The organism is Shewanella phaeophyticola (genome assembly GCF_025398315.1).
Classification (GTDB): domain Bacteria; phylum Pseudomonadota; class Gammaproteobacteria; order Enterobacterales; family Shewanellaceae; genus Shewanella; species Shewanella phaeophyticola.
In genome coordinates this window covers 249,289-274,176 of sequence record NZ_JAODOQ010000001.1, presented here as the reverse complement: position 1 = coordinate 274,176, position 24,888 = coordinate 249,289, and the positions used below count along the sequence as shown (strand labels likewise).

17 protein-coding genes and 6 pseudogenes are annotated in these 24,888 nt (G+C 43.7%); 5 read left to right on the top strand and 18 right to left on the bottom strand.

The window, feature by feature from the left end; all coding sequences use genetic code 11:
* Positions 1-199: 199 nt before the first annotated feature.
* The 3 genes and pseudogenes from N4T56_RS01315 to hldE all read right to left on the bottom strand — a co-directional run bounded on the left by N4T56_RS01315 (position 200) and on the right by hldE (position 3,332).
* Positions 200-685: a TetR/AcrR family transcriptional regulator gene (locus tag N4T56_RS01315; RefSeq protein WP_261731965.1), complete on the bottom strand. Its 486-nt coding sequence runs from the start codon at positions 683-685 to the stop codon at positions 200-202.
* Positions 686-932: 247 nt separating this feature from the next.
* Positions 933-1,898, bottom strand: coding sequence for a hypothetical protein (locus N4T56_RS01310; protein WP_261731964.1), 966 nt, complete (start codon positions 1,896-1,898; stop codon positions 933-935).
* A gap of 2 nt (positions 1,899-1,900) precedes the next feature.
* A pseudogene (gene hldE, locus N4T56_RS01305) lies at positions 1,901-3,332 on the bottom strand (bifunctional D-glycero-beta-D-manno-heptose-7-phosphate kinase/D-glycero-beta-D-manno-heptose 1-phosphate adenylyltransferase HldE).
* 105 nt (positions 3,333-3,437) lie between these two features.
* On the opposite strand from hldE, the gene N4T56_RS01300 reads away from it, so the two are divergent.
* Complete coding sequence (locus N4T56_RS01300) at positions 3,438-4,364, top strand: LpxL/LpxP family Kdo(2)-lipid IV(A) lauroyl/palmitoleoyl acyltransferase (RefSeq protein ID WP_261731963.1); 927 nt, start codon at positions 3,438-3,440, stop codon at positions 4,362-4,364.
* A gap of 48 nt (positions 4,365-4,412) precedes the next feature.
* Here N4T56_RS01300 and N4T56_RS01295 read toward each other — a convergent pair whose 3' ends face one another.
* Positions 4,413-4,799, bottom strand: coding sequence for a hypothetical protein (locus N4T56_RS01295; protein WP_261731962.1), 387 nt, complete (start codon positions 4,797-4,799; stop codon positions 4,413-4,415).
* Between the two features lie 136 nt (positions 4,800-4,935).
* Positions 4,936-5,604 (bottom strand): nitroreductase family protein, encoded by a 669-nt coding sequence (locus N4T56_RS01290; RefSeq protein WP_188738928.1) that lies wholly within the window; start codon positions 5,602-5,604, stop codon positions 4,936-4,938.
* Between the two features lie 150 nt (positions 5,605-5,754).
* On the opposite strand from N4T56_RS01290, the gene N4T56_RS01285 reads away from it, so the two are divergent.
* Together N4T56_RS01285 and N4T56_RS01280 are read left to right on the top strand one after the other, a co-directional pair.
* Positions 5,755-6,456 carry a nucleoside-diphosphate sugar epimerase gene (locus N4T56_RS01285; protein WP_261731961.1) on the top strand — a complete coding sequence of 234 codons (702 nt, stop codon included), beginning with the start codon at positions 5,755-5,757 and terminating at the stop codon, positions 6,454-6,456.
* Positions 6,457-6,550: 94 nt separating this feature from the next.
* On the top strand, positions 6,551-6,730 hold the full coding sequence (locus N4T56_RS01280; protein WP_261731960.1) for a helix-turn-helix domain-containing protein: 180 nt from the start codon (positions 6,551-6,553) through the stop codon (positions 6,728-6,730).
* Between the two features lie 69 nt (positions 6,731-6,799).
* On the opposite strand, the pseudogene nqrF reads toward N4T56_RS01280, so the two are convergent.
* From nqrF to N4T56_RS01235, 9 genes and pseudogenes are all read right to left on the bottom strand, one after another.
* Positions 6,800-8,017 (bottom strand): annotated as a pseudogene (nqrF, locus tag N4T56_RS01275) (NADH:ubiquinone reductase (Na(+)-transporting) subunit F).
* A 24-nt stretch (positions 8,018-8,041) separates the two neighbouring features.
* Positions 8,042-8,650, bottom strand: coding sequence for an NADH:ubiquinone reductase (Na(+)-transporting) subunit E (nqrE, locus tag N4T56_RS01270; RefSeq protein WP_188918177.1), 609 nt, complete (start codon positions 8,648-8,650; stop codon positions 8,042-8,044).
* A 41-nt stretch (positions 8,651-8,691) separates the two neighbouring features.
* Complete coding sequence (locus tag N4T56_RS01265) at positions 8,692-9,282, bottom strand: NADH:ubiquinone reductase (Na(+)-transporting) subunit D (RefSeq protein WP_261731959.1); 591 nt, start codon at positions 9,280-9,282, stop codon at positions 8,692-8,694.
* Entirely contained in the window at positions 9,283-10,050 is a 768-nt protein-coding gene (locus N4T56_RS01260) for a Na(+)-translocating NADH-quinone reductase subunit C (protein WP_261731958.1), read from the bottom strand. It lies immediately after the preceding gene.
* Positions 10,040-11,253 (bottom strand): annotated as a pseudogene (locus N4T56_RS01255) (NADH:ubiquinone reductase (Na(+)-transporting) subunit B). Before N4T56_RS01255 ends, N4T56_RS01260 begins: the two are co-directional and overlap by 11 nt.
* Entirely contained in the window at positions 11,253-12,629 is a 1,377-nt protein-coding gene (locus N4T56_RS01250; protein ID WP_261731957.1) for a Na(+)-translocating NADH-quinone reductase subunit A, read from the bottom strand. Before N4T56_RS01250 ends, N4T56_RS01255 begins: the two are co-directional and overlap by 1 nt.
* 270 nt (positions 12,630-12,899) lie before the next feature.
* Complete coding sequence (gene cydC / locus N4T56_RS01245; RefSeq protein WP_261731956.1) at positions 12,900-14,672, bottom strand: heme ABC transporter ATP-binding protein/permease CydC; 1,773 nt, start codon at positions 14,670-14,672, stop codon at positions 12,900-12,902.
* Positions 14,672-16,451: pseudogene (gene cydD / locus N4T56_RS01240) on the bottom strand (heme ABC transporter permease/ATP-binding protein CydD). Before cydD ends, cydC begins: the two are co-directional and overlap by 1 nt.
* 168 nt (positions 16,452-16,619) lie before the next feature.
* Positions 16,620-17,693 carry a DUF3626 domain-containing protein gene (locus tag N4T56_RS01235; RefSeq protein ID WP_261731955.1) on the bottom strand — a complete coding sequence of 358 codons (1,074 nt, stop codon included), beginning with the start codon at positions 17,691-17,693 and terminating at the stop codon, positions 16,620-16,622.
* Positions 17,694-18,014: 321 nt separating this feature from the next.
* Between N4T56_RS01235 and N4T56_RS01230 the strand changes: the two genes are divergently transcribed.
* Positions 18,015-19,517: a DEAD/DEAH box helicase gene (locus N4T56_RS01230; protein ID WP_261731954.1), complete on the top strand. Its 1,503-nt coding sequence runs from the start codon at positions 18,015-18,017 to the stop codon at positions 19,515-19,517.
* A gap of 127 nt (positions 19,518-19,644) precedes the next feature.
* Here the strand turns inward: N4T56_RS01230 and dbpA are convergent.
* The 4 genes and pseudogenes from dbpA to N4T56_RS01205 all read right to left on the bottom strand — a co-directional run bounded on the left by dbpA (position 19,645) and on the right by N4T56_RS01205 (position 24,120).
* Positions 19,645-21,020, bottom strand: a pseudogene (gene dbpA / locus N4T56_RS01225) (ATP-dependent RNA helicase DbpA).
* Positions 21,021-21,510: 490 nt separating this feature from the next.
* Positions 21,511-22,378, bottom strand: a pseudogene (locus N4T56_RS22325) (pirin family protein).
* A gap of 192 nt (positions 22,379-22,570) precedes the next feature.
* Complete coding sequence (locus N4T56_RS01210; protein ID WP_261731951.1) at positions 22,571-23,569, bottom strand: methyl-accepting chemotaxis protein; 999 nt, start codon at positions 23,567-23,569, stop codon at positions 22,571-22,573.
* A 50-nt stretch (positions 23,570-23,619) separates the two neighbouring features.
* Positions 23,620-24,120: a PAS domain-containing protein gene (locus N4T56_RS01205; RefSeq protein WP_261731950.1), complete on the bottom strand. Its 501-nt coding sequence runs from the start codon at positions 24,118-24,120 to the stop codon at positions 23,620-23,622.
* A gap of 321 nt (positions 24,121-24,441) precedes the next feature.
* Here N4T56_RS01205 and N4T56_RS01200 point away from each other — a divergent pair, with 321 nt between their 5' ends.
* A complete protein-coding gene (locus N4T56_RS01200) occupies positions 24,442-24,813 on the top strand; it encodes a hypothetical protein (protein ID WP_261731949.1) in 372 nt (123 codons plus the stop codon).
* Positions 24,814-24,888: the final 75 nt, after the last annotated feature.

The window sequence follows — 24,888 nt, the reverse complement described above, 5'->3', positions numbered from 1 at the left end:
AAAGTAAAACGCGAGCAACACCGTTAAGTGCTGCTCGCGTGATATACCAAAATGCTATTGCTTGCTGTGTAAGCTAAAGGTTTACGTCAACCACTCACTCAACTCAATATTGGTATGTCGATATTTTATTGATCATACGCCAATTTAAATACCGATGCGTTACTTACAGGGTAAAACAAATTTCTGCCAAACTGACACTTTATTCAATCGTTTCTTGCGTAGCTTGCCCATGATTAAACAGCGCTAAAACACTGTGTCCAATGAGCTGCTCAATGCATTGACCTCCCGCCTCTGCAAATTGCGCTACGGCAGTATCTCTAACAATATTTAACGATTTAAGCGTTTTAATATTGTCATCAGTACTGCTACATAAACTTAAAAACAGTTTTAACACAGCTTTGCGCTCCGGGTGTTGCATCAATGCAAACCAAGATTGCTTTAATTGCGCTATTGAAGAAAAATCTAATCCTTCAATAAAAAACTGCCCTATGCGTTCATCTAAACGCACTAAAAATTCCGTTTTACGTGGAAAGTGATGGCTAATACCCGTTCGGCTTATCCCAGTTGCTGCAGATAAGGTGGTATAAGACATGGCCTCAAAACCAATCGTGAGGATTTGTTTAAAGGCTTCATCTAAAATTTGGTTAACGGTTAACTCAGTTTCAACTCGTGAACGCTTGGCCATAAACATGGGTCTCTCTAATTATTTTGGTGCAAGAGCTTACCAGACCAAACTAGAAAATTCTGCTAAGAATCAGCAAATTTACAACATATTTAACCGTACAATATCCAGAAAGTGAGTATAAATCAGAATATTATCGCGATAACGATTGATTTACCCCTTTAAAATCAAAGGTTATAGACTTTATCGACAAACAAGCGTCATACGGTAAATAATGAGTCAATAAACGAGAGTCACATAAAGTTACAAATTATTTAACAGTGCGAAATTGCTGCTTTAGCCAAAGTTGTGCATTACCTTTTCCCATTAACTGCTCAAGGGTTGGCGATAAGACTTCAACAAGTTTGGGTTGGCGCCAAAACATATAGCCAGGTAACGGTTGCACGACCCCTGCGCCAAAGGTGCGTTGTATTAAGCTTGAAAACTCGGCCATATCACGCTCAGACCACATCGGCATTAACGGATAAACGGCGACAATAAAATCCTCATAACGAATAAACTGCTGTAATTGCTCAATATGGTAGTGATTTAACGCAATTTGCAGTTGCGGGGCGCTCCAATGAGATAAATTGGCACTGTCATTAATCAGCGCTAAATTTCGGCGGTGAAATTGCTGCCAAGCTAAATCGAGTTGCGGATAATGCTGGGCAATCCGCCAGAGTAGATAGATATCAGCTAACCATTCATGCTGATACTCTGTTAGCGAACTAGGCAGTAAGGTCTGTTGCAGGTCAATATTGTACAAATGCCCTAGCTCATGCCACAAAGTGAGCTGCTCTTGTTGCTTTAAAGACAATTGGTAAGTCGTGAGCCCTATTGAGCCACTTTGCTCAGCAATATCTTTACTGGGATTAAGCACTATCACCCCAGCAATGGCTTTATCATGAGCTGACAGCACCATGGCACTTTTATAGCCTATTGCGTGACGTATCGCAGCGCCAGAAAATACCGTTTGCTGGCGTAAATGCGACGGCAACATTTGCAAGCAGTCGCTTAACGTCGTCACATAACACACTAACGCGCGTTTGTTAGCGATATCGGTAAAATAACCTTGCTGATAATTCGAGGAAACTGAGTCTGACATCGGTTTTATTGGATTAACAGCGGTATGAGCCGATGTACTCGGTGAGAGCGATTGATCTGAGAGGGGCTCACTGGCAACAGCAACACTGAAACCGATAAGGCTAACGAATAACCATTGCCAGTGAAAAGTCATCACTACTTTTTAGACATGATGTTTTGAATAATCGCCGTGGTCGATACGCCATCTTCAAAACCAAGCACTTCCACTTTACCGCCAGCGGCAATCACTTCAGCACCACCGGCGATGTCTTCAACTTTATAATCGCCACCTTTAACTAAAGCATCCGGTAATAAACGGGCAATCACGCGTTGTGGGGTATCTTCACTAAAGGGAACAACCCAATCAACTGCAGCCAAGCCAGCAAGCACAGCCATGCGGCGATCAACCGGATTAACTGGGCGACCAGTAGCCTTTTAAGCGCGTGACTGAATCATCGTTGTTTACCGCCACAATTAAGCGATCGCCTAACGCTTTAGCCTGCTGTAAATAGCTTACATGGCCTGCATGCAAAATATCAAAACAACCGTTAGTCATCACAATACGTTCGCCACGTAAACGCGCTTGTTCCATTGCATACGCGAGTTGATCTTCAGTCATCACACCAAAACCAGACTCGCCATGGCTTTGTGCCAACGCTTGTATCAGCTCAATGCGGCTCACCGTCGAGGTGCCTAATTTGCCCACTACCACTCCGGCTGCGGTATTCGCTATCGCACATGCTTGCGCTAACGTTGCCCCCGCAGCAATCGATGTCGCTAACGCTGAAATCACCGTATCACCCGCGCCGGTCACGTCATAGACTTCACGGGCAACGGTAGGAATATGCAATTCAGGCTGGTCTTTAGACACTAACGTCATGCCTTTTTCTGAACGAGTGACTAAAATGGCTTTAAAGTCATGTTGCTTAATTAATGCCTGCGCTTTTTCAATCAGATCGCTTTCACTAGTCACACTGCCGACTACAGCTTCAAACTCGCTCATATTTGGGGTGATTAGTGATGCACCATGGTAGCGGGCAAAATCATGGCCTTTAGGGTCGACCAATACCGTTACGCCTTTTGCGCGAGCCTTGGCGATAAAGTCTTTGGGTTCGTTAATCGCGCCTTTAGCGTAATCAGACAGCACTAACACATCAACGTTATCTAAAATCGTTTCACTTTGATCAAACAAGGCCTGACTGCTGGCTTTATCAAACGATTCTTCAAAATCTAAACGGATTAATTGCTGATTACGAGACAAAACTCGTAATTTTGTAATCGTTGGCTTATCGGCAACACTTAACCATTGCGGCTTAACCCCAAACACTTTAACCCCTTGGGTAAGTGCTTCTGCAGTTTCGTCGTGTCCCACAAGGCCAGCCAACTGCACTTGGCCGCCCAATGCGGCAATATTTAACGCCACGTTGGCCGCACCGCCTGGTCTATCTTCAATTTGGTTAATTTTAACAACAGGCACAGGCGCTTCGGGAGAAATGCGTCCCGTTGGACCTACCCAATAGCGATCCAGCATGACGTCGCCAATCACTAAAATACGCGCGTTTTCAAACGCTGGCAGAGAAACCTTCATTGTGTATTCACTGTGTTGCAAAAATTTAACCGCAATTGTACCTAATTTTCATCAGAATAATGAGTTAGAATAACAAATAATTTTTGTGAACAAGACGAGTAACCCGTGGTCGAAAAAGCCGAATTTTCTTCTGATTTATATCATCTTAAACATTGGCCGATGTGGTTTGGCGTATTACTAATGCGCACCACGTTGTTACTGCCGTTGCGTTGGCAAATGAAAATGGGCACAGGCATTGGCCGTTTAGTTAAAAAATTCGCAAAAGGACGTGTTCACACCGCACGTCGTAATATTGATCTATGTTTTCCGGACATGAGTGAAACAGACAAGCAGCAACTCCTCGATAGTACCTTTGAAGAAACCGGCAAAGCATTATTCGACACTGTTAATGCCTGGTGGTGGTCAAATGAGCGTATTCAACAACACATGACTATCAAAGGCACTGAGCACGTCAGCAATAGCTTAGACAATGGTAAAGGGGTGATTTTATTTGCCGTGCATTGCTTACCACTTGAAATGGGCGCACGTATCTTTGGCCAATTTGCTCCCGGGATAGGCGTTTATCGCCCGCATAACAACCCAGTGATGGAGTATTTACAGGTTAAAGGCCGTTTGCGCTCTAATAAAGGTCTGGTGCCTAAGCGTGATGTACGCCAAATGATCCGCAGCTTACGCGCACCTGATGTTATCTGGTATACCGCCGATCAAGACTTTGGCCGCTCAAGCGCGGTATTTATCCCGTTTTTTGCCGTACCCGACGCGGCAACCATTACCGGTGCCACCTCACTTGCAAGGCTAGGTAAAGCCAATGTGTTACCTTTCTTTGTTGAACGAAACGCCGATGACACCGGTTATAATCTCGAAATTATGCCCGCACTGGACAACTTTCCCGGCGACAACGAAACCGATGATGCCATTCGCGGCAATCAAATTGTTGAGCAATTAATTAACCGCAACAGAAGCCAATATATGTGGCTGCATCGTCGCTTTAAAACCAGGCCAATTAAAGGCTCACCGTCGTTATACAAATAATAAAAAAGCGCCATAACGGCGCTTTTTTATTCAACCTTCAACAATGTTTTAGGTTTTTTTAGGTATAAACTCAAACTCTTGAGAAATATGCGCCGCCTTAAAACTGGTCGGGTTTTGCATCAAATTAGTGGCAATAAAGTCGGCGGCCATGCCAAAAGGTTTTTCATTCACTTGACGTTGAAACGCCATACCTTCAGCTGATTTTTCCAATAGGTATTCATAGGCTAATCGATTACATTCAACCACCCAATCAGCATTTATGCTGGCCGCTTGGGTTTTAGGTAAGCAACTTAAGCCAATAGAATGGTCATTAAGTGTTATCGACAACTCAACTAGATCGCCCTGAGTAGATTGAGCCTGTTGATTGTCTGCTTCAGCGAGCATTGACACCATGCCACCTAATGCAAATATCAACAGCGAGCTTGTTACATTCATATTAACTCCATTTAATACGCTTATTTATACACGAAAAAAGTCTAGAACTAATCCATATAGATCATATCTTACTTTAGCAAACCCCAATACGCTTTAACAAGATTAAAAAAAGTACAGCCAAATATCATGATTAAACTTAGATAAAGTCGCAAATCTCAGCGAGGGATTTTTTATCCACGGCATGCTGCGGGATGGTTGCGTCCTCAGCAGGATAACCCGCAATAATTAACATGTAAGGTCGCTCATTATCGTTGTCGCGGCCACACACTTTACTCAAAAAGCTCATGGGTTTAGGGGTGTGAGTTAACGTACCTAACCCTGCATGATGCAAGGCCTGAATTAAAAAACCGGTCGCAATGCCGACAGACTCATGCACATAGTAATTGGTTTTTTGTTCACCCTCTTCCTCGCTACGTTTTTTGCTAAACACCGCAATTAGCCAAGGCGCATGCTCTAAATATGGCTTATTAGCGTCTGTACCCAATGGCTTTAACGCATCGAGCCATTCTTCACCAGCCCGACCGGCATAAAAAGCCTGCTCTAACGCCTCAGCTTGCTGGCGAATTTGCGCTTTTATCTCAGGGCTATTAATAGCCACAAAATGCCAGGGTTGATGATTTGCGCCATTAGGTGCGGTGCCCGCAGCCAAAATGCATTGCTCAATGATGGCCTGGGGTACGGCGCGATCAGAAAATGATCTTATCGAATGGCGTCGTTTGACTTGCAAGTAATTGTCTTGTGCGCGTTTAAGCATTTCATCTTGAGGATATTCTATAAAATCGGTAAGCGGCAAATGTGCGGTCATAACAAGTCCTTTAAAATGAGACGATTGAAACATCGCACTAAGCTAACAAACATAACAAAAAATGCTATACAAATATTCTTATTGAAACCGACACAATGACAGATTACATTCAATACCATCAATTCAATATTTAGCTTAATAAAGGATTATATGATTGCAGCGATAATGGGTGCGACTGGATTAGTGGGTAATGCATTACTCAGCCAATTAATAGAAAGTGAACACTACAGCAAAGTTATCGTTATCGGTCGCTCAACACCGGCTTTAGTTGAGCATCAGTTTGGCGCAGAAAAAGTCCAATTTATTGCCTGCCAACTCGACGAGTTACACGAACTCACATTGACCGACAAAATTGATCATGCATTTTGTTGTTTAGGGACAACAATTAAACAAGCTGGCAGCGAAGAGGCCTTTATTCAAGTCGACAAACTGTCAGTGCTGGCCTTTGCAAAATTGTGCCAAGGTCAGGAAAACCCAGCGCTTAAATTTTTAGTGGTTACTGCCCACGGTGCCAGCGCTAAGTCGTCAGTCTTTTATAACCGAGTTAAAGGTGAATTAGAGCAGTCGCTGATGACCCTCGCCCTCCCTGTATTGAATATTTTTCAACCCAGTTTATTGCTTGGCAAACGTGAAGACAGCCGCTTTTTAGAAGGTATTGGTCAGGTGCTTTTAGGGGGCTTGTCGTGGTTATTTGTGGGTTCTTTACGACAATATCAACCGATCAAAGCTGAAACAGTAGCAGAGGCAATGTATCAAGTCGCTTTAGCGCCACAAGCAGCTCCTACCACCAGAACCATCAGTAATGTAATGATGCATGAATGTCATCATGAAAAACAACCTAACGACGCTTAATCGCTCTTAACAATACTCTAGACAGATAAAACACAAAGGTGACACCGTATTAGTTGATAAAAGTTAACTAGCAAACCGTAAAATGGAGGTGAATATGATTGACAATGATTATTTAACTTTAGATGAAGTCTGCAAGATACTGGATAAAACACCCACAACAATAAAACGTTACGCTCGTGAAAGCTTATTAACTAGCGAGCAACATGGTGAAGAGCTCAGTTTTAATAAAGATGAGGTTATGCGCTGTTTGAGGTGTTCTGATCGTTTAAGTTAATCTCTAAATATACTTTATAAAACAATCCCCAACGATTATCACGTTGGGGATTGCTATTGCTAGCCAAGATTAATCACCAAAGTCATCTAACAAGATATTTTCAGACTCAACACCTAAACTTTCTAGCATACTAATTACAGAGGCGTTCATGATTGGAGGCCACACATATAAAACTCACAATCTTCTGGCGCTTTATGCTGCTTTAAGTAGTTCTCATACAGCACATTATGAATAAAGCCAGTGTAGCCAGTCCAGTTATCTTCTGGTAGCGGATCAGACAGTGCCACATGCCACACAAAGTTATCGTTTTCGGCGGCCAGCTGATCAAAATCTTGCTGATAAAACACTTCACGAGTTGAGCGAGCGCCATACCAAAAGCTCATTTTACGCTTGGTTTTAACACTTTTTAATTGGTTAAAAATATGTGAACGCATTGGCGCCATACCCGCACCACCGCCAACAAACACCATTTCTGCGTCGGTCTCTTTAACAAAGAACTCACCAAATGGCATCTGAAATAGTCACCTTGTCGCCCGCCTTTAAATTAAAGATATACGACGACATTTTACCTGGTGGTAACCCTTCTTTGGGTGGCGTCGCAATCCGCACGTTAAGCATAATGCGTACCTTTTCATCAGGGTAGTTTGCCATTGAGTAAGCACGCAATACATCTTCATCCACCTTAGACACTAAGTCGAATAAACCGTATTTAACCCAGTCACCACGATATTCTTCAGGAATATCAAAATCGGCATAACGCACTTCATGTGCAGGGGCTTCAATTTGAATATAACCACCGGCTTTAAATAGTACTTCTTCGCCATCAGGTATTTTTAACAGCAATTCTTTAATGAAGGTTGCCTGGTTATCATTTGAAATAACCTCACATTGCCATTTTTTAACCCCAAAGATTTCTTCGTCAACTTCAAGCTCCATATCGGTACGCACAGCAACCTGACACGCTAAACGACAACCTTCTTTGGCTTCTTTTTTAGTAATATGGTCAAGCTCAGTAGCCAAAATATCACCACCACCGGACTTCACTTTAACGCGACATTGGCCACACGTGCCACCACCGCCACAAGCCGAAGGAATAAAAATTTGATGTCCTGCTAACGCGCCAAGTAACTTGTCGCCCGCTGGCGTTCTAACTGTTTTTTCAGCATCACCGTTAATACTAATAGTGACATCTTCGGTGCTGACTAACTTACGCTTGGCGAGTAAAATCACCATTACTAGGATGCATACCACAATGGTAAACATGCCTATACCTATTGCCATTTCCATTACATAGCCCTTCTTATCAATGCGTTATAACGTGATGCCAGCAAAAGACATAAATCCAAGTGCCATTAATCCGGTGGTAATAAAGGTAATACCGATACCTTGTAACCCATCGGGAATGGCATGAAACTTCATCCGCTCACGTAAACCTGCAAGTAATACAATCGCCATCGCCCAACCTACAGCCGAACCTGAAGCAAATACCACTGATTCCGTTAAGTTGTAGTCACGGTTAGCCATAAAAATTACCCCAGCAAAAATGGCGCAGTTTACGGTTAGTAGCGGTAAAAAGATCCCCAATGACTGATACAAAGTAGGAATGTAACGGTCTAAAAACATTTCTAAAATTTGCACTAATGCGGCAATAACCCCAATAAAGGTAATGAGCTGCAAATAGCTTAAATTCAGTTCAGCATAGCCTGCCCACGCCAATGCGCCTGGTGCAAGAATATTGACGTAAATGATTTGATTTAATGGCACGGCCAACATCATCACCACAATGACGGCAATCCCTAAACCAAAGGCGGTAGACACCTTTTTAGATACCGCAAGAAACGTACACATGCCCAAGAAAAAAGACAGAGCCATGTTGTCGATAAATGCAGCCTGGATAAATAAATTAATATAGTGTTCCATGATGCCTCCTTAACTGCGCTTACGTTGAACGACTTTAATGGCTACCAAATCATCACGCCAATTAAAAAGAATGCGCTAGGCGGTAATGTGAACATTTCATTTGCAAGGTACCAACCACCGTTTTCGATGGTGGTTAATATCTCATGACCAAACAAACTGCCACGACCTAATAGCTCACGAACAAATGCCACGCCTAACAGAATTAAGCCATAACCTATAGAGTTGCCTAGTGCGTCAACCAGCGCTAAATGCGGTGGATGCTTCATGGCAAAGGCTTCTGCACGACCCATAATGATGCAGTTAGTAATGATTAAACTCACAAACACAGACAGCTGTTTTGATAGTTCATACGCTACGTCTTGCAACACCATATCAACGATAATCACCAATGAAGCAATCACGGTCATTTGTGCAATAATACGGACACTGTTGGGAATAAAGTGACGAATACTAGAAATAATTACGTTTGAAAATACCAGTACAAAGGTCACGGCTAAGGTCATCACTAATGCCGTTTGCATTGAGTTACTGACCGCCAATGCCGAACACACACCCAGTACCTGCATAGCAACAGGGTTATTGGTAAAAATTGGCGATGTTAAAATCTCGCGAGTCGAACTGACTTGGCTCATTTATTTACCCTCCGCAGCAATAGCGTGTAAATAGGTTTGATACCCTTCAACGCCAAACCAAAACTCAACTAAACGTTGAATCCCCACACCGGTACGTGTTGCACCACTGACGCCATCGATACCGTGAATATCACCTTCTTTAGCGCCGCCCTTGATGACTTTAATGGCTATTTTACCTTTTTCATCAAACAGCTTTTTCCCCTGCCATAACGCCAACCATTCTGGGTCGGTAACAAAATCGGCAATACCAGGGGTTTCACCGTGCTCATAAAACACAATATTTTCTATGGTGTTAAGGTCAGGTTTAATCGCCATATAACCATAAATAATCGACCATAAACCTTTACCGTAAATCGGCATCACGATGCTTGATAACTGACCATCAGTATCATAAACCTCAAAAATACGGATATCAGTCGCCATGGTTTTAATCTTGGCGATGTCTTTTTTAGGCTTAGTTGACGTCTCAGGGTTAATGGCCGCCATACGCTCGTCAAAGTCGAGTAAGTTGTCTTTTTCGGAAACTTGACCACTGGCTAAGTTCACCATTTTAGGCTTAACACGTTGTTCAAACAGGGCATTAAAGTCACCTTGGCTAATATCAATGCCAGCAGCTTTTAATACAAACTGTTGTACTTCATCACGTTTTTTAGCCAGCTTACGTTCTTTTAAAATCTCAGCAGTACCTGTGATCATAAACGAGCAAACCAAACTTAAAACGATAATAAAAATCATAGTTCCAGTAACGGTATCTTTTTTAAAGGCCATGACGTTTTAGTCTCCGTTTGATATTGGCTTGAGCGACTAGGTAGTCGAATAACGGTGCCCATAAATTGGTAAACAAAATGGCTAACATAATGCCTTCTGGCATTTTGGCATTGAGTAAACGGATAATAATGGTCATCAAACCAATCATAAAACCATAAGCGAACTTAGCTTTGCGGGTGTATGAGGCGGTCACCGGATCGGTCGCCATAAACATCATCCCTAAGGCAAAACCACCCGTCACTAAGTGCCATGTCCACGGCATTGCTGACATTGGGTTTCTGCTAGACCCAAAGTAGTTAAACAACACTACCGTAAAGATCATCCCAACCATCACACCAGCCACAACACGCCAATCGGCCACACGAGTCAGCAATAAAATACCGCCACCGATTAAAATCGCTAAGGTGCTAGTTTCGCCAACAGAACCAGGGGTAAAACCTAAAAACGCATCCCACCAAGTGCTGTCGCTAAATACACTAAACCAGCTTGCATCGACAAAACTGAGCTTTTTCGCCACTGTTAGAGTTAATGTGGTTGCGCCAGAATAGCCATCAACCGCCACAAATTGACTTAATGCAGCCACTTCAGTTGGATAAGCAAAATAGATAAATGCATAACCCGCCAGTGCAGGGTTTAAAAAGTTATACCCCATGCCGCCAAACATCTCTTTTGCCACAATCACACCAAAACTGAGGCCAAGTGCCACAATCCATAACGGTGTCGAAATCGGTAAAATGAGCGAGAACAATAACGCAGTGACAAAGAAGCCTTCGTGTAACTCTTGGCGGCGGACTTTGGCAAATACCACCTCCCACACTAGGCTTACCACCAATGCAGTTAGGTAAAATGGCACATAAAAACTGGCGCCGTAGGCAAATAAACTGATTAAACCTGAGCTTTCAGTTAACGGCTACCAAACAACAAGTTATAAATAGCCAGTTGCCATACTTCTGGTTGCGCAGCACCGGCCATAATGGCCAACTGAGCTTGTAGCCCCAAGTTGTACATACCAAATAACATGGCTGGGAATAAACACATGCCCACAATGTGCATGGTGCGTTTAACATCAATGGCATCACGAATATGCACGTGGCCTTTAGTGCTACGGCCATTGGCAATCCATAATGAACGTAAGAAACTACGCATCGAGTCGCCATGAGCGTAATAGCTATCTTGGCTGGGCTTTTTCTGTTGCTGACTCATTAACCTTCCCTCTCGATAATATCTAGGCAAGCACGAAGTTCTTTACCAAAGTCATACTTTCCGGGGCACACAAATGTACATAAAGCTAAATCTTCTTCATCTAGCTCTAATGCGCCAAGCAGTTGTGCTTCGTCGGTATCACGTACCACTAAATCACGTACCAGTAAGATGGGTAAAATATCCAAAGGCATCACATGGTCTAGTCGACCAAACGCCATCATGGCGCGAGGTGAACCACCAGCATGAGTGGTAAAATCAAATAATTTTTTGGTGCGGCTAAAGCCAGACATCATGATACCGGTGAGCGAAAACTTATTACTGTCATGGCGAACCCAAGGTAATACTTCTTGGCGATCGTTTTCAGTTAATACACTCACCTGGTTGTGGAATCGACCAAGATAATCATAAACGCCTGCTGCTGTATGGCCTGACAATAACGACCCAGACACAATGCGCGACTGACGTTGATCAATTTCAGACTCGACCCATTCGCTTAACTTAGCGCCCAATTGAGTGCGCACTAAACGCGGTTTTAATACATTAGTGCCTGCCAACGCCACGATACGGTCTGTGTATAATTCGCCAGTTAAAAACAATTTGCCAAACGCTATCACGTCTTGATAACCCAAGTGCCACACTTGGCGATCAACACTGGCTGGCAATAAATAATGAATATGAGTACCGACTAAGCCTGCGGGGTGTACACCGTTAAAACCTTGCACACTGACACGAGATAAGTCGTATTCAGATGTTGCAGACAGTAGCGATTCGCCGTCATCCTGACACAAGTACACTTTGCCAGAAGTTAATAGGCTTAATACATATAAACCCGCCTCAAAAGTCTGTGGCTGAGTGGCAATCACCACCCGAGGGTCTGCCGCTAATGGATTGGTATCAACGGCTGTAACAAATATACCGGCTGGAGCCGCATCAAGTTGGGGCACCCGTGAAAACGGACGCGTTCTAAACGCAGTCCACAAGCCACTGGCGATTAGACCTTGCTTAACGCTATCACGGTTTAAGCTTGTCAATTCAGTTGCTTCTATTACGTTTGCGGTTGCTTGGTCTGCATCACAGTCAATCACAACCGACTGTAATACACGGCGCTCGCCGCGATTGATCGCAGAAACTACGCCGCTAGCAGGTGCAGTAAATAGCACGCCAGGCGTTTTTTTATCTTCAAATAAAACTTGGCCTTTAGTCACGCGGTCGCCCACTTCAACCATCATGGTTGGTTTTAGGCCGACATACTCTTCGCCAATGAGTGCCACTTGGGTGGTTTTAGGCGCGCCGTCTATTTGCTGTAGTGGTTCACCAGCAATCGGGATATCAAGTCCCCGCTTAATGGTTATCACTGGATTTGTCACACCAGTCATGTCATTCACCATCTAAAAAAATTTCGATAGCTTATAGTATATGTTTGCAACTGCTAATATATGAACAAAGATCACACTCCCAGCGCGGCTTGTAATTTTGGAACATAACCTAATCACAAATTTGTGAAGCAGATCAATTTATCTCAGCCAGCGAAAACACTTTATGTAATTTTTGTATCAAAAAGGTTGTTACGTTTCTGAGTGTTTATGCTTACCTGCTAATACAGCAAGTAAGCATAAACTTATATTTAGACGGGGTTTTAGAAAGGATTAACGATCAATATAAAAACGCTGTAAAGTGCCTTGCTCTAACCGATAAACAGCATCCATTTTGTCTAAGGCCGTTGTGCGGTGACTAATCATCAATAAGGTTTTATTTTCAGCAAAGCTCAACAGCAGTGAAAGTATCTCGCGCTCGGTGCGCTTATCAAGCCCTTCAGTCGGTTCATCGAGCAATAACAATGGTGCATCGCGCAGTAACGCTCTGGCCACACCTATACGGCGCTGCTCACCACCCGATAATTGTCGACCACCCTCACCAATCCACATATCCAGCGGTTTATCGCCTTGCAACAACGTCCCTAAGCCTACTTGTTGTAATACCGAGATGAAGCATTCATCGTGAGCTTTTTTCGGTTCACCTTGTTGATAAGGTAAAGCCAGCGCTAAGTTTTCGCGCAACGTGCCGGCAAACAAATAAATACGCTGACTAACAACGGTCATAGACGCTCTGAGCTCTGCTTCACTGTAATCGCTAAGGGGTTGACCATCGAGGGTAATATCACCTTGTTGAACTGACCATTCACGCGTCATTAGCCCCAACAAACTCGACTTACCACACCCAGTTGAGTCTAGTATTGCCACTTTTTGGCCTGCGTTTAGGCTTAAGCTCAGCCCTTGTAAAATGGGGGTATGCGGTTGATAAGCAAAATGCACATTGTGAAATGTCAGCGCGCCCGAGTTGGCTTTCAAGCGGCTGTGCGAGTTAAAGTTTATCGCGGGGGGTTGCTCGGTTATGTCTGTGACACGCTGCGCGGCTAACAGGGTACTGGATAAATGTTGAAATGCGCCTGCGATGGGCATCATCATCTCCAGGCTAGCCATCGTTGCAAATACCATTAACGCCATCAACGGTCCTGGTGGCGTTGCATCGCCCACGCCTTGACTGGCCAAATACAACATCACCACCACGGCGGTGCCATTAACTAAAATCAGCACGGCTTGGCTTAAGCCTGTAATATTGGCCATCGCCGTCTGTTGGCTAAATAATCGCGCTTGTGCTTGCTCAAGTATGGCCAAATAACGCGGGTTTGCTGCAAACAGGCTTAATTCGGCTTGACCTTGGATCACATCAAGCAGCATTACTCTATATTGTTGTTTTGCATCAATTAATGCTCTACCAGGCGTTTTACCGAGTGCATAAAAAACCACAGGCAATACGCACCAGGCGAACAATAAAATACTGCATAAACTCAAGGCCAAGTTAAGGTCAAACCAGGCTAAAAAAACAAACAGCCCTGCAATCATCAATAATGACGCCACTAAAGGCGTCAGCAAGCGTAAATATAAATGATCTAAGGTGTCGATATCGGCCACTAAACGATTAAGCAAATCACCACGGCGTAGTCCTTGTAAGTTAGCGGCACTCAACGGTAAGAGCTTTTGCCACGCCCAAATGCGTAACTGAGTTAACAATTTAAATGTGGCTTCGTGGGTGGCTAAACGCTCACCATAGCGGCTTGCTGTTCGGGCAATAGAGAAAAATCGCACGCCGCCAGCTGGGGTGAAAAAGTTAAACATTTGCGCTGTAGCAACCGATAATCCCGCGATTGCTGTGGCCGATAAAAACCAGCCCGATAATGACAACAAGCCGATGCCTGTCAATAAGGTAATAAAGGTGAGTATTAAGCCGGTCAACATCATTAGCCATTGGCGGCGAAACAAGGCTAAAAACGGCACTAGTACTCGTAATGATGTGCTACGCGTTGATATCGATTGTGATGCTACTGTTTGAGGCGATGTTTGTTCAGTTGATTGATTCATTAGTACACCTCCTGTTGCTGATTAAGCATTTGTGCTAACAAGCCATCGCGGCCAAGTAACTCACTCACCTCTCCTTGCTGCACAATAAGGCCTTTATCCATCACCAACACCTTGTCCATCGAGTCTAAGTCATCTAATCGATGGGTAACAGTTAATCCGCTAGCACCTTGCATGGCGGTTTGCAGTGACGCCAATACAAACTGCTCACTTTGAGCGTCTAAACTGGCGGTGGGTTCATCGAGTAAAAACAACTTGGCAGGTTGTGCTAGTGCGCGAGCCAAAGCAAAACGTTGCGCCTGACCAACAGAAACACCCGCGCTTTGATCGCTGATCATTCGGTCCAGTCCCTGGGCATCTTGAGTGACAAAGTCGCTAATATTGGCTTGTTCAAGTAGTGCCATAATTTGCGAGTCGGTTAAGAGTGGATTTGCCAGTGCGACATTATCGCGCACCGAGCCATGAAACAATTGAGGGTCCTGACCAAGCCAGGCTAAATGCCGGCGCCAGTCGCTTAACGCAATACTCTTCAGTGGCTGTTGATTTATCGTTAAATGACCTTTGTAGGGTAAAAAACCTAACAAAGCATTAAGTAAACTGGTTTTACCTGCACCACTTGAGCCAACAATCGCCCAATGTTCACCCGCAGGCAAGGTAAAGGAAATCGGCCCCTAATAAGCGCTGTCCGTCGAGGCTGAACACCTCAAAATCAACCGCTTCAATACTGATGGCATCGGCTGAAAATGACGTTTTAGCTGGGCTTTGAGCATCGGTTTTAGTGCCTTCAACTTGGTAGTCGAGTAATTCAACTAAGGTTTCTGCAGCGCCAATGGCTTGTGCTTTAGCATGGTAGTGGGTGCCTAAATCGCGCAGCGGCTGAAAAAACTCGGGCGCTAAAATGAGTACAAACATGCCAGTAAATAAGCTAATGCCGACACCGTAATGGCCAAAATCTAAATGGTCTAAATAACTAAAGCCAAAATACACCGCAAGCACGGCAATCGACACTGCAGCAAAAAATTCTAATACCGCGGAACTTAAAAACGCTAAACGCAGCACCGACATTGTCCGGCTGCGAAAGTCTTCTGATGCGCTTTCAATATTGCTAAGCTCAGCATCACCGCGATGAAATAACTTAACGGTTTGTAAGCCTTTTAAGCGATCCATAAAATGACCACTCAAACGTGCTAACGCTTTAACATTTTTACGATTAGCATCGGCCGCGCCCATACCCACTAAAATCATAAACATTGGGATCAAGGGAGCTGTGACTAATAAGATAATCCCTGCCGCCCAGTTGAGCGGAAATACACACACTAAAATCAGCAAAGGAATAAAGCCGGCTAACATCATTTGCGGTACATATTTGGCGTAATAATCGTGTAAGTCTTCAACCTGTTCAAATACTAAACTCGCCCAAGCACCTGATGGTTTGCCTTTAATAAACACTGGCCCTAACTCAACCAACTTATTCAACACAGCTTGGCGAATGTCACTGCGTAAACGCTTACCCGCCTCAAAACTGACTCGCTCACGCACTTGCGCTAATACGGCGCGCAGAAGCAATAAGCCAATAAGAGCGATAAATTCAATGTTAAATGCTTGCAGAGGCATATTTTGCATAATCACTTGCTGCAAAATGCGCGCGATACAATAAGCCTGACCAACAATAGCAACGCCATTGAGCCAGCCACATAAAATAGAAAACTTCAGGAAAATACCACAAGCAGACTGTTGGCTTTTAAGCCACTGAGTTAATGACTTTTCTAACGACTTATCCATGACGCTCCGGCAGTGTTTATTTTCGCCCTAAATTCGCCCGGCAGTATCGCAGTACTGGACGTGAGATAACACCTTAAATAGTGTAAATGTTAACTGATTCACATTTTGCTAATGGACTATCAGTAATGGATATCAGTTATAGGTAATCGCGCTTAAATCAAGCTTAAACTACAACAGAAAAGGTTCATTCGAGGGAGTATGGCCGTATTTTACTAACACATGCCATAACAGTTTTAAGTCTTGCAACTTTTTGGTATGCGCGCCGCGCTCACTCCAAGAGGTCGGTTGCTTTTGCAACTGATAAGCGGCTCGGCCAATAATTTCAGCATTGATAATCTGATCTTCGGCAATACTTTGTGCCAACGTCGGCATTGCTGCACCACGAAAATCATCGGGTACATCTGTAAACCGCATTTGTCTGCCATTGTGCCAAAGCAGTTCAATGTCATATTCATCGCACAGTGCCACTAATGAATCACCAATTTGACTGCCCATAAATGAGGGGTCGGCCACTAACACGGCAACATCTTTATCTAACGATACATCACCGTGAATTTGCGCTTCAATATAATGATCCAAATTACCGCAAGGTTCATTGTCAAAACGCTTTTCTGTTGGGGCGGTTAAATGTTGACTAAAGTAATTAATCAACTTACTGGGTTTAAACCCTACGCACCCTAAGGCATATTGGCGCTCAAAACTTTCGCTTAATAGCGCCGCTAAAATCACATCAAAGCACTTAATGGTGCCTTTCTCTTTTGGCAGTCGGTACGAGTCCATATAGCTGAAAGTACAGCGCGGTAATATGTGCGAATGAGTCACTAAGTAACAACTGCCAAAACGCGGTGCTGGGCCTAACGGACAGAGACCAAAATCAAGCGCGCCGTATTTGGGGCGATGCTTAATGCCAGAATAGCAATTGCCAAATAATTGGTTTTCCCAGTGATCACGAGAACCACCAAGCTCAGGCGACAAATGGCCATTGGACACGTGCGTTTCAAACTGGCTTTTATACACACCGTCGCGCAATAAGCCATCGACCACACAGAGACCACGGCTATCAATTCGGTCGGGGTGAAAATGCAAGGCCACTCGACTGTGGCTAGAAAGTTGGCGCATCGCCATTTGTAACGCTAAAGTAGAAATGTTCGACATTAACAACACATTCTTAATCACAGCATGAGCATGATCTCGCAGCTCATATGCCGTTTTCTCGATGTGTGAGTGCGCCGTTAATTTCATCAGTTGATATCACCTTAACAGTAAATAACCTCAGCTAAGTCGCTGAATATAGGTTGTCATTTTATTGTATGTAATAAGTTGAGTTTTAGCACTGATCGTAGCCTCAAGATTAACACTATTTCATTCTAAATCATTATATTCATAAGCATTGATAGCTAAATGTTTATCAAAGACACCACAGCAAGCTCAAACGGCGCTACATTGACTGCAATTATCAAGAGTTTATTAGCACTTATAGCGGTTTTCAGGTAAGCTTCACGGCCGCCGTTTCTGGCTACCTTTTATTCAAAGCAACAATGCGTTGCCCAAAGAGATTTTTCTATGAGTTTTGCCTCACTTGGTCTGAATGCTGCTATTTTAAAAGCGGTTGAAAAACAAGGTTATGACACCCCCTCTCCCATTCAAGCACAAGCCATTCCTGCCGTATTAGCCGGACAAGATGTGATGGCAGCAGCCCAAACCGGAACAGGAAAAACCGCAGGCTTTACCCTGCCAATCCTAGAATTATTGTCCAAAGGCAGTCGCGCCCAACGCGGTCAAGTGCGTGCATTAGTATTGACACCAACGCGTGAATTAGCCGCCCAGGTACAAGAAAGTGTGGCCACATACGGCGTTAACTTACCGCTTAAATCGGCCGTGGTATTTGGTGGCGTTTCTATCGTCCCGCAACTTGCTGCGCTGCGTAATGGCGTAGATATTTTAGTGGCAACCCCTGGTCGATTACTCGACTTGTGCCAACAAAAAGCCATTAGTTTTAGCAAATTAGAAATTCTGGTGTTAGACGAAGCTGACCGCATGTTAGACATGGGCTTTATTCGCGACATAAAAAAGGTGTTAGCTTTACTGCCGCCTAAACGTCAAAACTTGATGTTTTCTGCAACCTTCTCTGACGACATCCGCGAACTGGCGAAAGGGTTAGTGAACAACCCAGTCGAAATTTCAGTGACACCACGTAATGCCACCGCCAATACCGTTACCCAATGTGTTTACCCATTGGATAAAACCCGTAAATCGATGGCGTTAATCGAATTAATTAAAACCAATGATTGGAAACAAGTATTGGTGTTTTCGCGCACTAAACATGGCGCTAACCGTTTAGCCAAAAATTTAGACGCTGCCAACATTAAAGCGGCGGCAATCCATGGTAATAAAAGCCAAACAGCCCGCACTAAAGCATTAGCTGACTTTAAAGCTGGCACAGTGCAAGTCATGGTAGCAACTGACATCGCCGCACGCGGCATCGACATCGACCAACTACCATTTGTGGTTAACTTTGACCTGCCTAACGTACCTGAAGATTATGTTCATCGTATTGGCCGTACTGGCCGTGCGGGTTCAACAGGCCAAGCAGTATCGTTAGTCGGCCTTGAAGAAGTTAAATTGTTGCATGATATTGAGCGCTTAATTAATCGCACCATTGAACGCAAACAACTTGCCGGTTTTGAAGCACCATTCACTATCCCTGAAGCAAGTAGCCGCTCAGGTCATAAAGCTAATAGTGTTAAAAAGCCCAACCCGAATCGCAGCAAGCATGCTCAGCAGCAAGCCAATGGTGCACAAGGTGATAAGCCTGCACGTAAATATGACTCGCGTCAGCAATCTCGCAGCAATAAAGAAGGTCAGTCGCAAGGTGCTAACAAGCCAAAAGCCGCCGGCAACAGAGCTGAAGCGATTGCCAATGGTAACAAACCACCACAGCGTAACCGTCCACCGCGTCGCAGCGGTGGTGCAACAAGTGGTGCGGCGGCGAGTAGCAATAACAACACGGGTTCTGCGTCAAAGGGCAACGTTAATCCATACGCCAATGCCAAAGTAAAAAGTTAAGCTTTAAGTTAAGCGATACGATTTATATCTTATCTCTTATAGAGTAGTTGCTTAGCCAGTCGTCGCTTAGCCAATAAAAAACCGCTGAATATTGTTCAGCGGTTTTTGGTTTTAGATGAAACCAAACTTACATAAACCAGGCTCGGTAATTACGACCTTTCAACTTACCTTTATTGAGTTTATTTAGCGCTTGCTTTGACGCCTTACTGCTAACAGCAACATAGGCACGGAAATCAGTGACTTTAATTTTACCAATATCATTAAAGTCTAAACCGTTATCGCCAGTTAATGCGCCAACAATGTCGCCTGGGCGAATCTTTTGCTTTTTACCAGCATCTATTTGAATGGTGATCATCTCAGCAGCTTGAGGCTGCTTGTTGAGTGCGCTCATCGCAGGCAGTGTTTCACCGATGATATCTTTGTTCATGGCTTCTTCAATCATCGCCATTTTGTAACCGTCATCATCACCAAAGAAGGTATAGGCTGCCCCCGAGCTACCCGCACGGCCTGTACGACCAATACGGTGAATGTGTACTTCGGTATCGTAAGCAATATGGTAGTTAAATACCGCATCAAGCTCATCAATATCTAAACCACGGGCTGCCACATCTGTCGCCACCAAAATACGGGCACTGCGGTTAGCAAACTGTAACAACATTTGATCGCGATCGCGCTGCTCTAAATCACCGTGTAGTGCGAGCACGCTAAAACCAAACTCAGCTAATGCGTCTGCCACTTGCTGGGTTTCGCGCTTGGTATTACAAAATACCACTGAACTACGAGGCTGCTTATCAAGCAATAACAAACGCAACGCCTCAAGGCGAGCTTTGTTATCATCAACACGATAAAAGTGTTGTTCAATGGTTAAGTTGTCATGCTTTTGCTCAACTTTTACCATCACAGGGTTATACATAATTTGATCGGCAATCGATTTGATTTGCTCAGGGAATGTCGCGCTAAATAATAAGGTTTGGCGCTCTCGCGGCGCAGCAGCAATAATCTGGTCAATATGTTGCTGAAAACCCATCTCTAGCATACGGTCGGCTTCATCTAAAATCAGCATGTTCATATTGCTTAAATCTAAACGGTTGCGATCTAAATGATCGACAATACGCCCAGGAGTGCCGACAATAATGTGCGCGCCATGTTCAAGCGAACCCACTTGTGCAGTCCCATTGGCACACCGCCACATAAGGTTAATACCTTAATGTTATGAATACCTCGGGCAAGTGTGCGGATTTCTTCAGCGACCTGGTCGGCAAGCTCACGGGTTGGACACAACACCATGGTTTGAATACGGAAACGTTTTACTTCGAGTTTGTTCAACAGGCCTAAACCAAACGCAGCCGTTTTACCTGAACCTGTTTTTGCTTGGCCTATGACATCTTCACCGGCCAAAATTGGCGGTAAGCTTTCGGCCTGGATTTGAGTCATTGATTCAAAACCCATGGTTTGTAGGTTTTCAAGCAATTCAGTTTTTAAATTAAGTGATGCGAAAGCCATGTTAACGGCCGGTTCAGTAGACTGACTCAAGGCGAATATCCTCTGATATCGAAAGCAAAAAAGCACACAAGTGCTGCACAAACAAATTAGCCAAGGTGATTATTGTCAGTATAGCGAATGCTACACATCAAATTGTCCTTGGCCATATATACCCAATCAACCTGAAGATGTTCGATTTCAGCAAGAATTTACACGCGTTTAGGCAAGGCATTGATTGCGGCTAATGGTTGTTCCCTTTCCATAATCAATAACACAGCATAAACGCGTGTAAAACTTGCCCTTTGGGAGTTTCATCGTGTTACCACTACGTTGTTGCGCTAATTTATAAGGTACCTACATTACTGCATTAACGCGCCTAGTATTGAAAACACGGTGAGGCTCTGAAACACGTCGCTTCAAGTTGATTGGGTATACGCGCTATTGTAGCAATTATCTTCAGCTTTCGCTGACAAATCTTTCTCTCAAACAGGGATATTTAATGATTAGCAGGCTATTCAATCTGGCCAAAAAGCCCTTGTTGGTAATCTTGAACCGCTTGGTCTATTTCGGCTTGAGTATTCATCACAAAGCGCCCCATTTGCACGATTGACTCATTAATAGGGTTACCGGCAAAAACCAATAAACCAGCCCCGCAGGCTTCTGCTTGGAAATGACATAACTCAACGGCATCTAACAGTAACAACACCCCTTCCCCTGAAGTTTCACGCAGCCCCTGCTCATCAACATAATGAATTTCACCTTGATATATGTATACAAAAGCTGTGTGATAATGTTCAAGGTTAAGTGTGCCGTAGCCGTCGCGATTCAACATTAAATCCGCTATCGCACCCTCACCTGCTAATCCTTGAATATGATCCATCAATACCGTCCAGACTGTGATTAAAGCGCCAATGGCCAGCTAGTGCATTCAGCGTCGCACCGTGGTCATTACTCTGCTGCGGTTTATTACGGTGAGTGCTATCTTGATAAATTGGTGGACGCATTTTGTCTTTAGCTGGCATGTTTAGCCAAATTTGAAACCCGTGCAAACCATCATGGGCACCGGCTAATGGCATTTCAGAATGAACAACGCCACGGCCAGTGCTCATCCATTGCACATCGCCGGCATGTATCGGCTTAACATTGCCCATTTGATCGCGATGTTCAAATCCGCCTTTACGGATATAAGTAAAGGTTTCAACACCACGGTGAGGGTGTGGCGGAAAGCCACCGATAAAATCTTGTTGTTCGTTAGATTTGATTTCATCAATCATTAAAAAAGGATCAAAGCGAAGTTGCTCAAAGTCAGACACTCGATGGATATTCACACCATCGCCGTCCATTGCCGCTTCGGCAGTGAAGCGTTGTAACACTTTCATGCTAACCTCAACCTATAAATCCATTTGTTACAGAATAGCAGGCCGCTAGCAGAATAAGAATGGCATGATAGTGTGATTTATTGTCGATAAAATAGATACTGTTCTGGCAGAACTGAGCGCTGATAGCAAATTTGGACAAGCACAGCGCGGTATAACTTAATTGCACTAAAAATCAATAAAATAAAGTTAGCCTCAATTAAACTGCGACACCAACTCAGTTTGTCTGCTCCCCTGGGCACTAATATCTTGGCTGTGTAACGCCGCTTTTTGGCCGTTTTGCTCAAACTGTTTAATGCCACTTTGCAGGGTCATCGCATTAGTATGAATTTGATTAACCACTACAGATTGCTGCTCCGCCGCTACCGATATTTGCTCACCATTACTCTCAATAATCGCCATAACATTACTGACTGAAGTTAAACTTTCATCCAGCATTTTGCTTGAATCAATACTTTTATTAGTCAGTAAATGGCTCTGATCCATTTGGGCTACTGCCTGAGCGGTCGTCTCACTGAGTGTATTAATAATGGCATGTATTTCATTGGCAGATGTTGCCGAGCGACTGGCTAAGTTGCGCACCTCATCAGCAACTACAGCAAACCCCCTACCCGTTTCGCCAGCTCGGGCTGCTTCAATGGCGGCATTAAGTGCTAATAAGTTCGTCTGTTGAGCTATTTCCTCGATGACCTCAACCACTTTATTAACATTTTGGCACTGCTGGTTTAAAGACGAAATAGCCGCTCGCGACTCTGCAAGTAAGTTATTAATTTCTGATGTTGCCGTTTGGCTTTGAGTGAGTGCCTCTTTAGTTGCCTCGATTTGCGACACTAACTGATGAATTTCTGTGGTTGAATTTGCGGCATTTTGAGCAATATCAGTCACAGAAGAACTCATTTGCCCAATAGCCGTAACGACTTGCTCAAGATTTTGTGATTGCTCAACAAGCTGGCTTTGGTTAGCTTCATTTTGCTGCTGGTGCTCGTCCAAACCTTGCTGTAGATGCTCGCCACTGTCTTTAATCCGTCCTATAACAGCCAATGTTTCGGCTTTTTGCATTCGTAAACTTAACTCTAAATGAGATAACTCATCGACATAGCCAGTATAAACAAATTGGTTAAGCGGATTATCGTGTATTGACTTACTCACAGCGATCACAGCTGCAAAACGGTGTTTCAAAAAATAAAGTGGCATGCAAAAGCACATTACAGCTGCAACAAACCCAAAAACGGCCAATGTTGAACTTAAATAAGGCAGGCTGACAAACAGGATGACGGAACACAGCCAAGTAAAAAAAGCTGAGTAATAATACTGGCGCCAAATTTTGGCTTGGCGGCTTTACCCGAATTAACTGAATCATAACAAGCCTGAGCACGCTGAGTGAGCTCGGGGTCTGGTTGGGTTCGTACAGACTGATACTCACAAATAATGCCATTACGTTTTATCGGTGTCACATAGGCATTGACCCAATAATATTTACCGTTTTTACACCGATTTTTGACCAACCCCATCCAGCTTTTTCCTTGCTGTATGGTATTCCATAGATCAGCAAAAGCAGCCTTAGGCATATCAGGATGGCGCACAATATTATGTGGCTGATTAATTAACTCATCTTTGCTGTACCCGCACACATTAATAAAATCTTCATTAACGTGGGTAATGATGCTATCTAAATCGGTAGTGGAGAGTATTTTATAATCTGACGGGTAAATAACTTCCTCATCGATAATTTCTTTTTTAGCCATATTGATGTAGTTAATATTGTTGTGTAGGTCAGTAGACTGATTATTAATCAATTAATATAATTTTTATGTGATAACCCGCGACTTTAATCAAAAAAACATGACCATTTTTAATATTCACGAAATAAGTCACATTATAATATTAACCCATTGTGTTGTCGCACCGGCCGAGACTTTACTTCAATTCGTAATAAACAAAGTCTTAGTAAGGTAGTTAACACCCCATAACAATAATACTGGCTTACTCATGATGTGTACTAGGTAACGGTAAAGGATGCAAAACACCGTATAATCTAGGTTAATTTACGATTTAAGGAAAATGGCGTGCTCACAAAGATCCTTATTACAGTGTTAGTTATTCTGGGTGCCGTAGTGTATTTACGACGTGGACGAAATCGCAACGTCAAGTACACAAGAACGATTGAAATTGAAAAACCACCCTTGCTCAGCAAGATAGCTATCTATTCGATGATCGCCGTATCAATGCTGGCAACTGCAGGTTATTGGGGGTGGGGCTGGTATGATGACAATACGATTGTAGAAGTCACCATTTCATCACCTATTGAGGCGATGACAGCTAGTTACAAAGTACGTAAAAAAGATATTGAAGATCAAAGGATAACCACCATTGATGGCATACAAATTCGCCTATCAAATCAAGAGAGATTAACCGTTAAAGCACTGAAAACAGATTAACGTTATCGGTTTGCTTTTTAGCACGCTACAGCAATGATTAAAAATGCAATCGCCAGTTTAGTGTACTGGTTTAAG

Excerpts from the sequence above, each read along its gene's own strand:
- N4T56_RS01295 (WP_261731962.1), bottom strand. The coding sequence starts at position 4,799 with ATGAATGTAACAAGCTCGCTGTTGATATTTGCATTAGGTGGCATGGTG.
- N4T56_RS01285 (WP_261731961.1), top strand. The coding sequence starts at position 5,755 with ATGATTGCAGCGATAATGGGTGCGACTGGATTAGTGGGTAATGCATTA.
- cydC (WP_261731956.1), bottom strand. The coding sequence starts at position 14,672 with ATGAATCAATCAACTGAACAAACATCGCCTCAAACAGTAGCATCACAA.
- N4T56_RS01290 (WP_188738928.1), bottom strand. The coding sequence starts at position 5,604 with ATGACCGCACATTTGCCGCTTACCGATTTTATAGAATATCCTCAAGAT.
- N4T56_RS01235 (WP_261731955.1), bottom strand. The coding sequence starts at position 17,693 with ATGAAATTAACGGCGCACTCACACATCGAGAAAACGGCATATGAGCTG.
- N4T56_RS01205 (WP_261731950.1), bottom strand. The coding sequence starts at position 24,120 with ATGGCTAAAAAAGAAATTATCGATGAGGAAGTTATTTACCCGTCAGAT.
- N4T56_RS01230 (WP_261731954.1), top strand. The coding sequence starts at position 18,015 with ATGAGTTTTGCCTCACTTGGTCTGAATGCTGCTATTTTAAAAGCGGTT.
- N4T56_RS01280 (WP_261731960.1), top strand. The coding sequence starts at position 6,551 with ATGATTGACAATGATTATTTAACTTTAGATGAAGTCTGCAAGATACTG.
- N4T56_RS01260 (WP_261731958.1), bottom strand. The coding sequence starts at position 10,050 with ATGGCCTTTAAAAAAGATACCGTTACTGGAACTATGATTTTTATTATC.
- nqrE (WP_188918177.1), bottom strand. The coding sequence starts at position 8,650 with ATGGAACACTATATTAATTTATTTATCCAGGCTGCATTTATCGACAAC.
- N4T56_RS01210 (WP_261731951.1), bottom strand. The coding sequence starts at position 23,569 with ATGCCACTTTATTTTTTGAAACACCGTTTTGCAGCTGTGATCGCTGTG.
- N4T56_RS01315 (WP_261731965.1), bottom strand. The coding sequence starts at position 685 with ATGGCCAAGCGTTCACGAGTTGAAACTGAGTTAACCGTTAACCAAATT.
- N4T56_RS01250 (WP_261731957.1), bottom strand. The coding sequence starts at position 12,629 with ATGACTGGTGTGACAAATCCAGTGATAACCATTAAGCGGGGACTTGAT.
- N4T56_RS01265 (WP_261731959.1), bottom strand. The coding sequence starts at position 9,282 with ATGAGCCAAGTCAGTTCGACTCGCGAGATTTTAACATCGCCAATTTTT.
- N4T56_RS01310 (WP_261731964.1), bottom strand. The coding sequence starts at position 1,898 with ATGACTTTTCACTGGCAATGGTTATTCGTTAGCCTTATCGGTTTCAGT.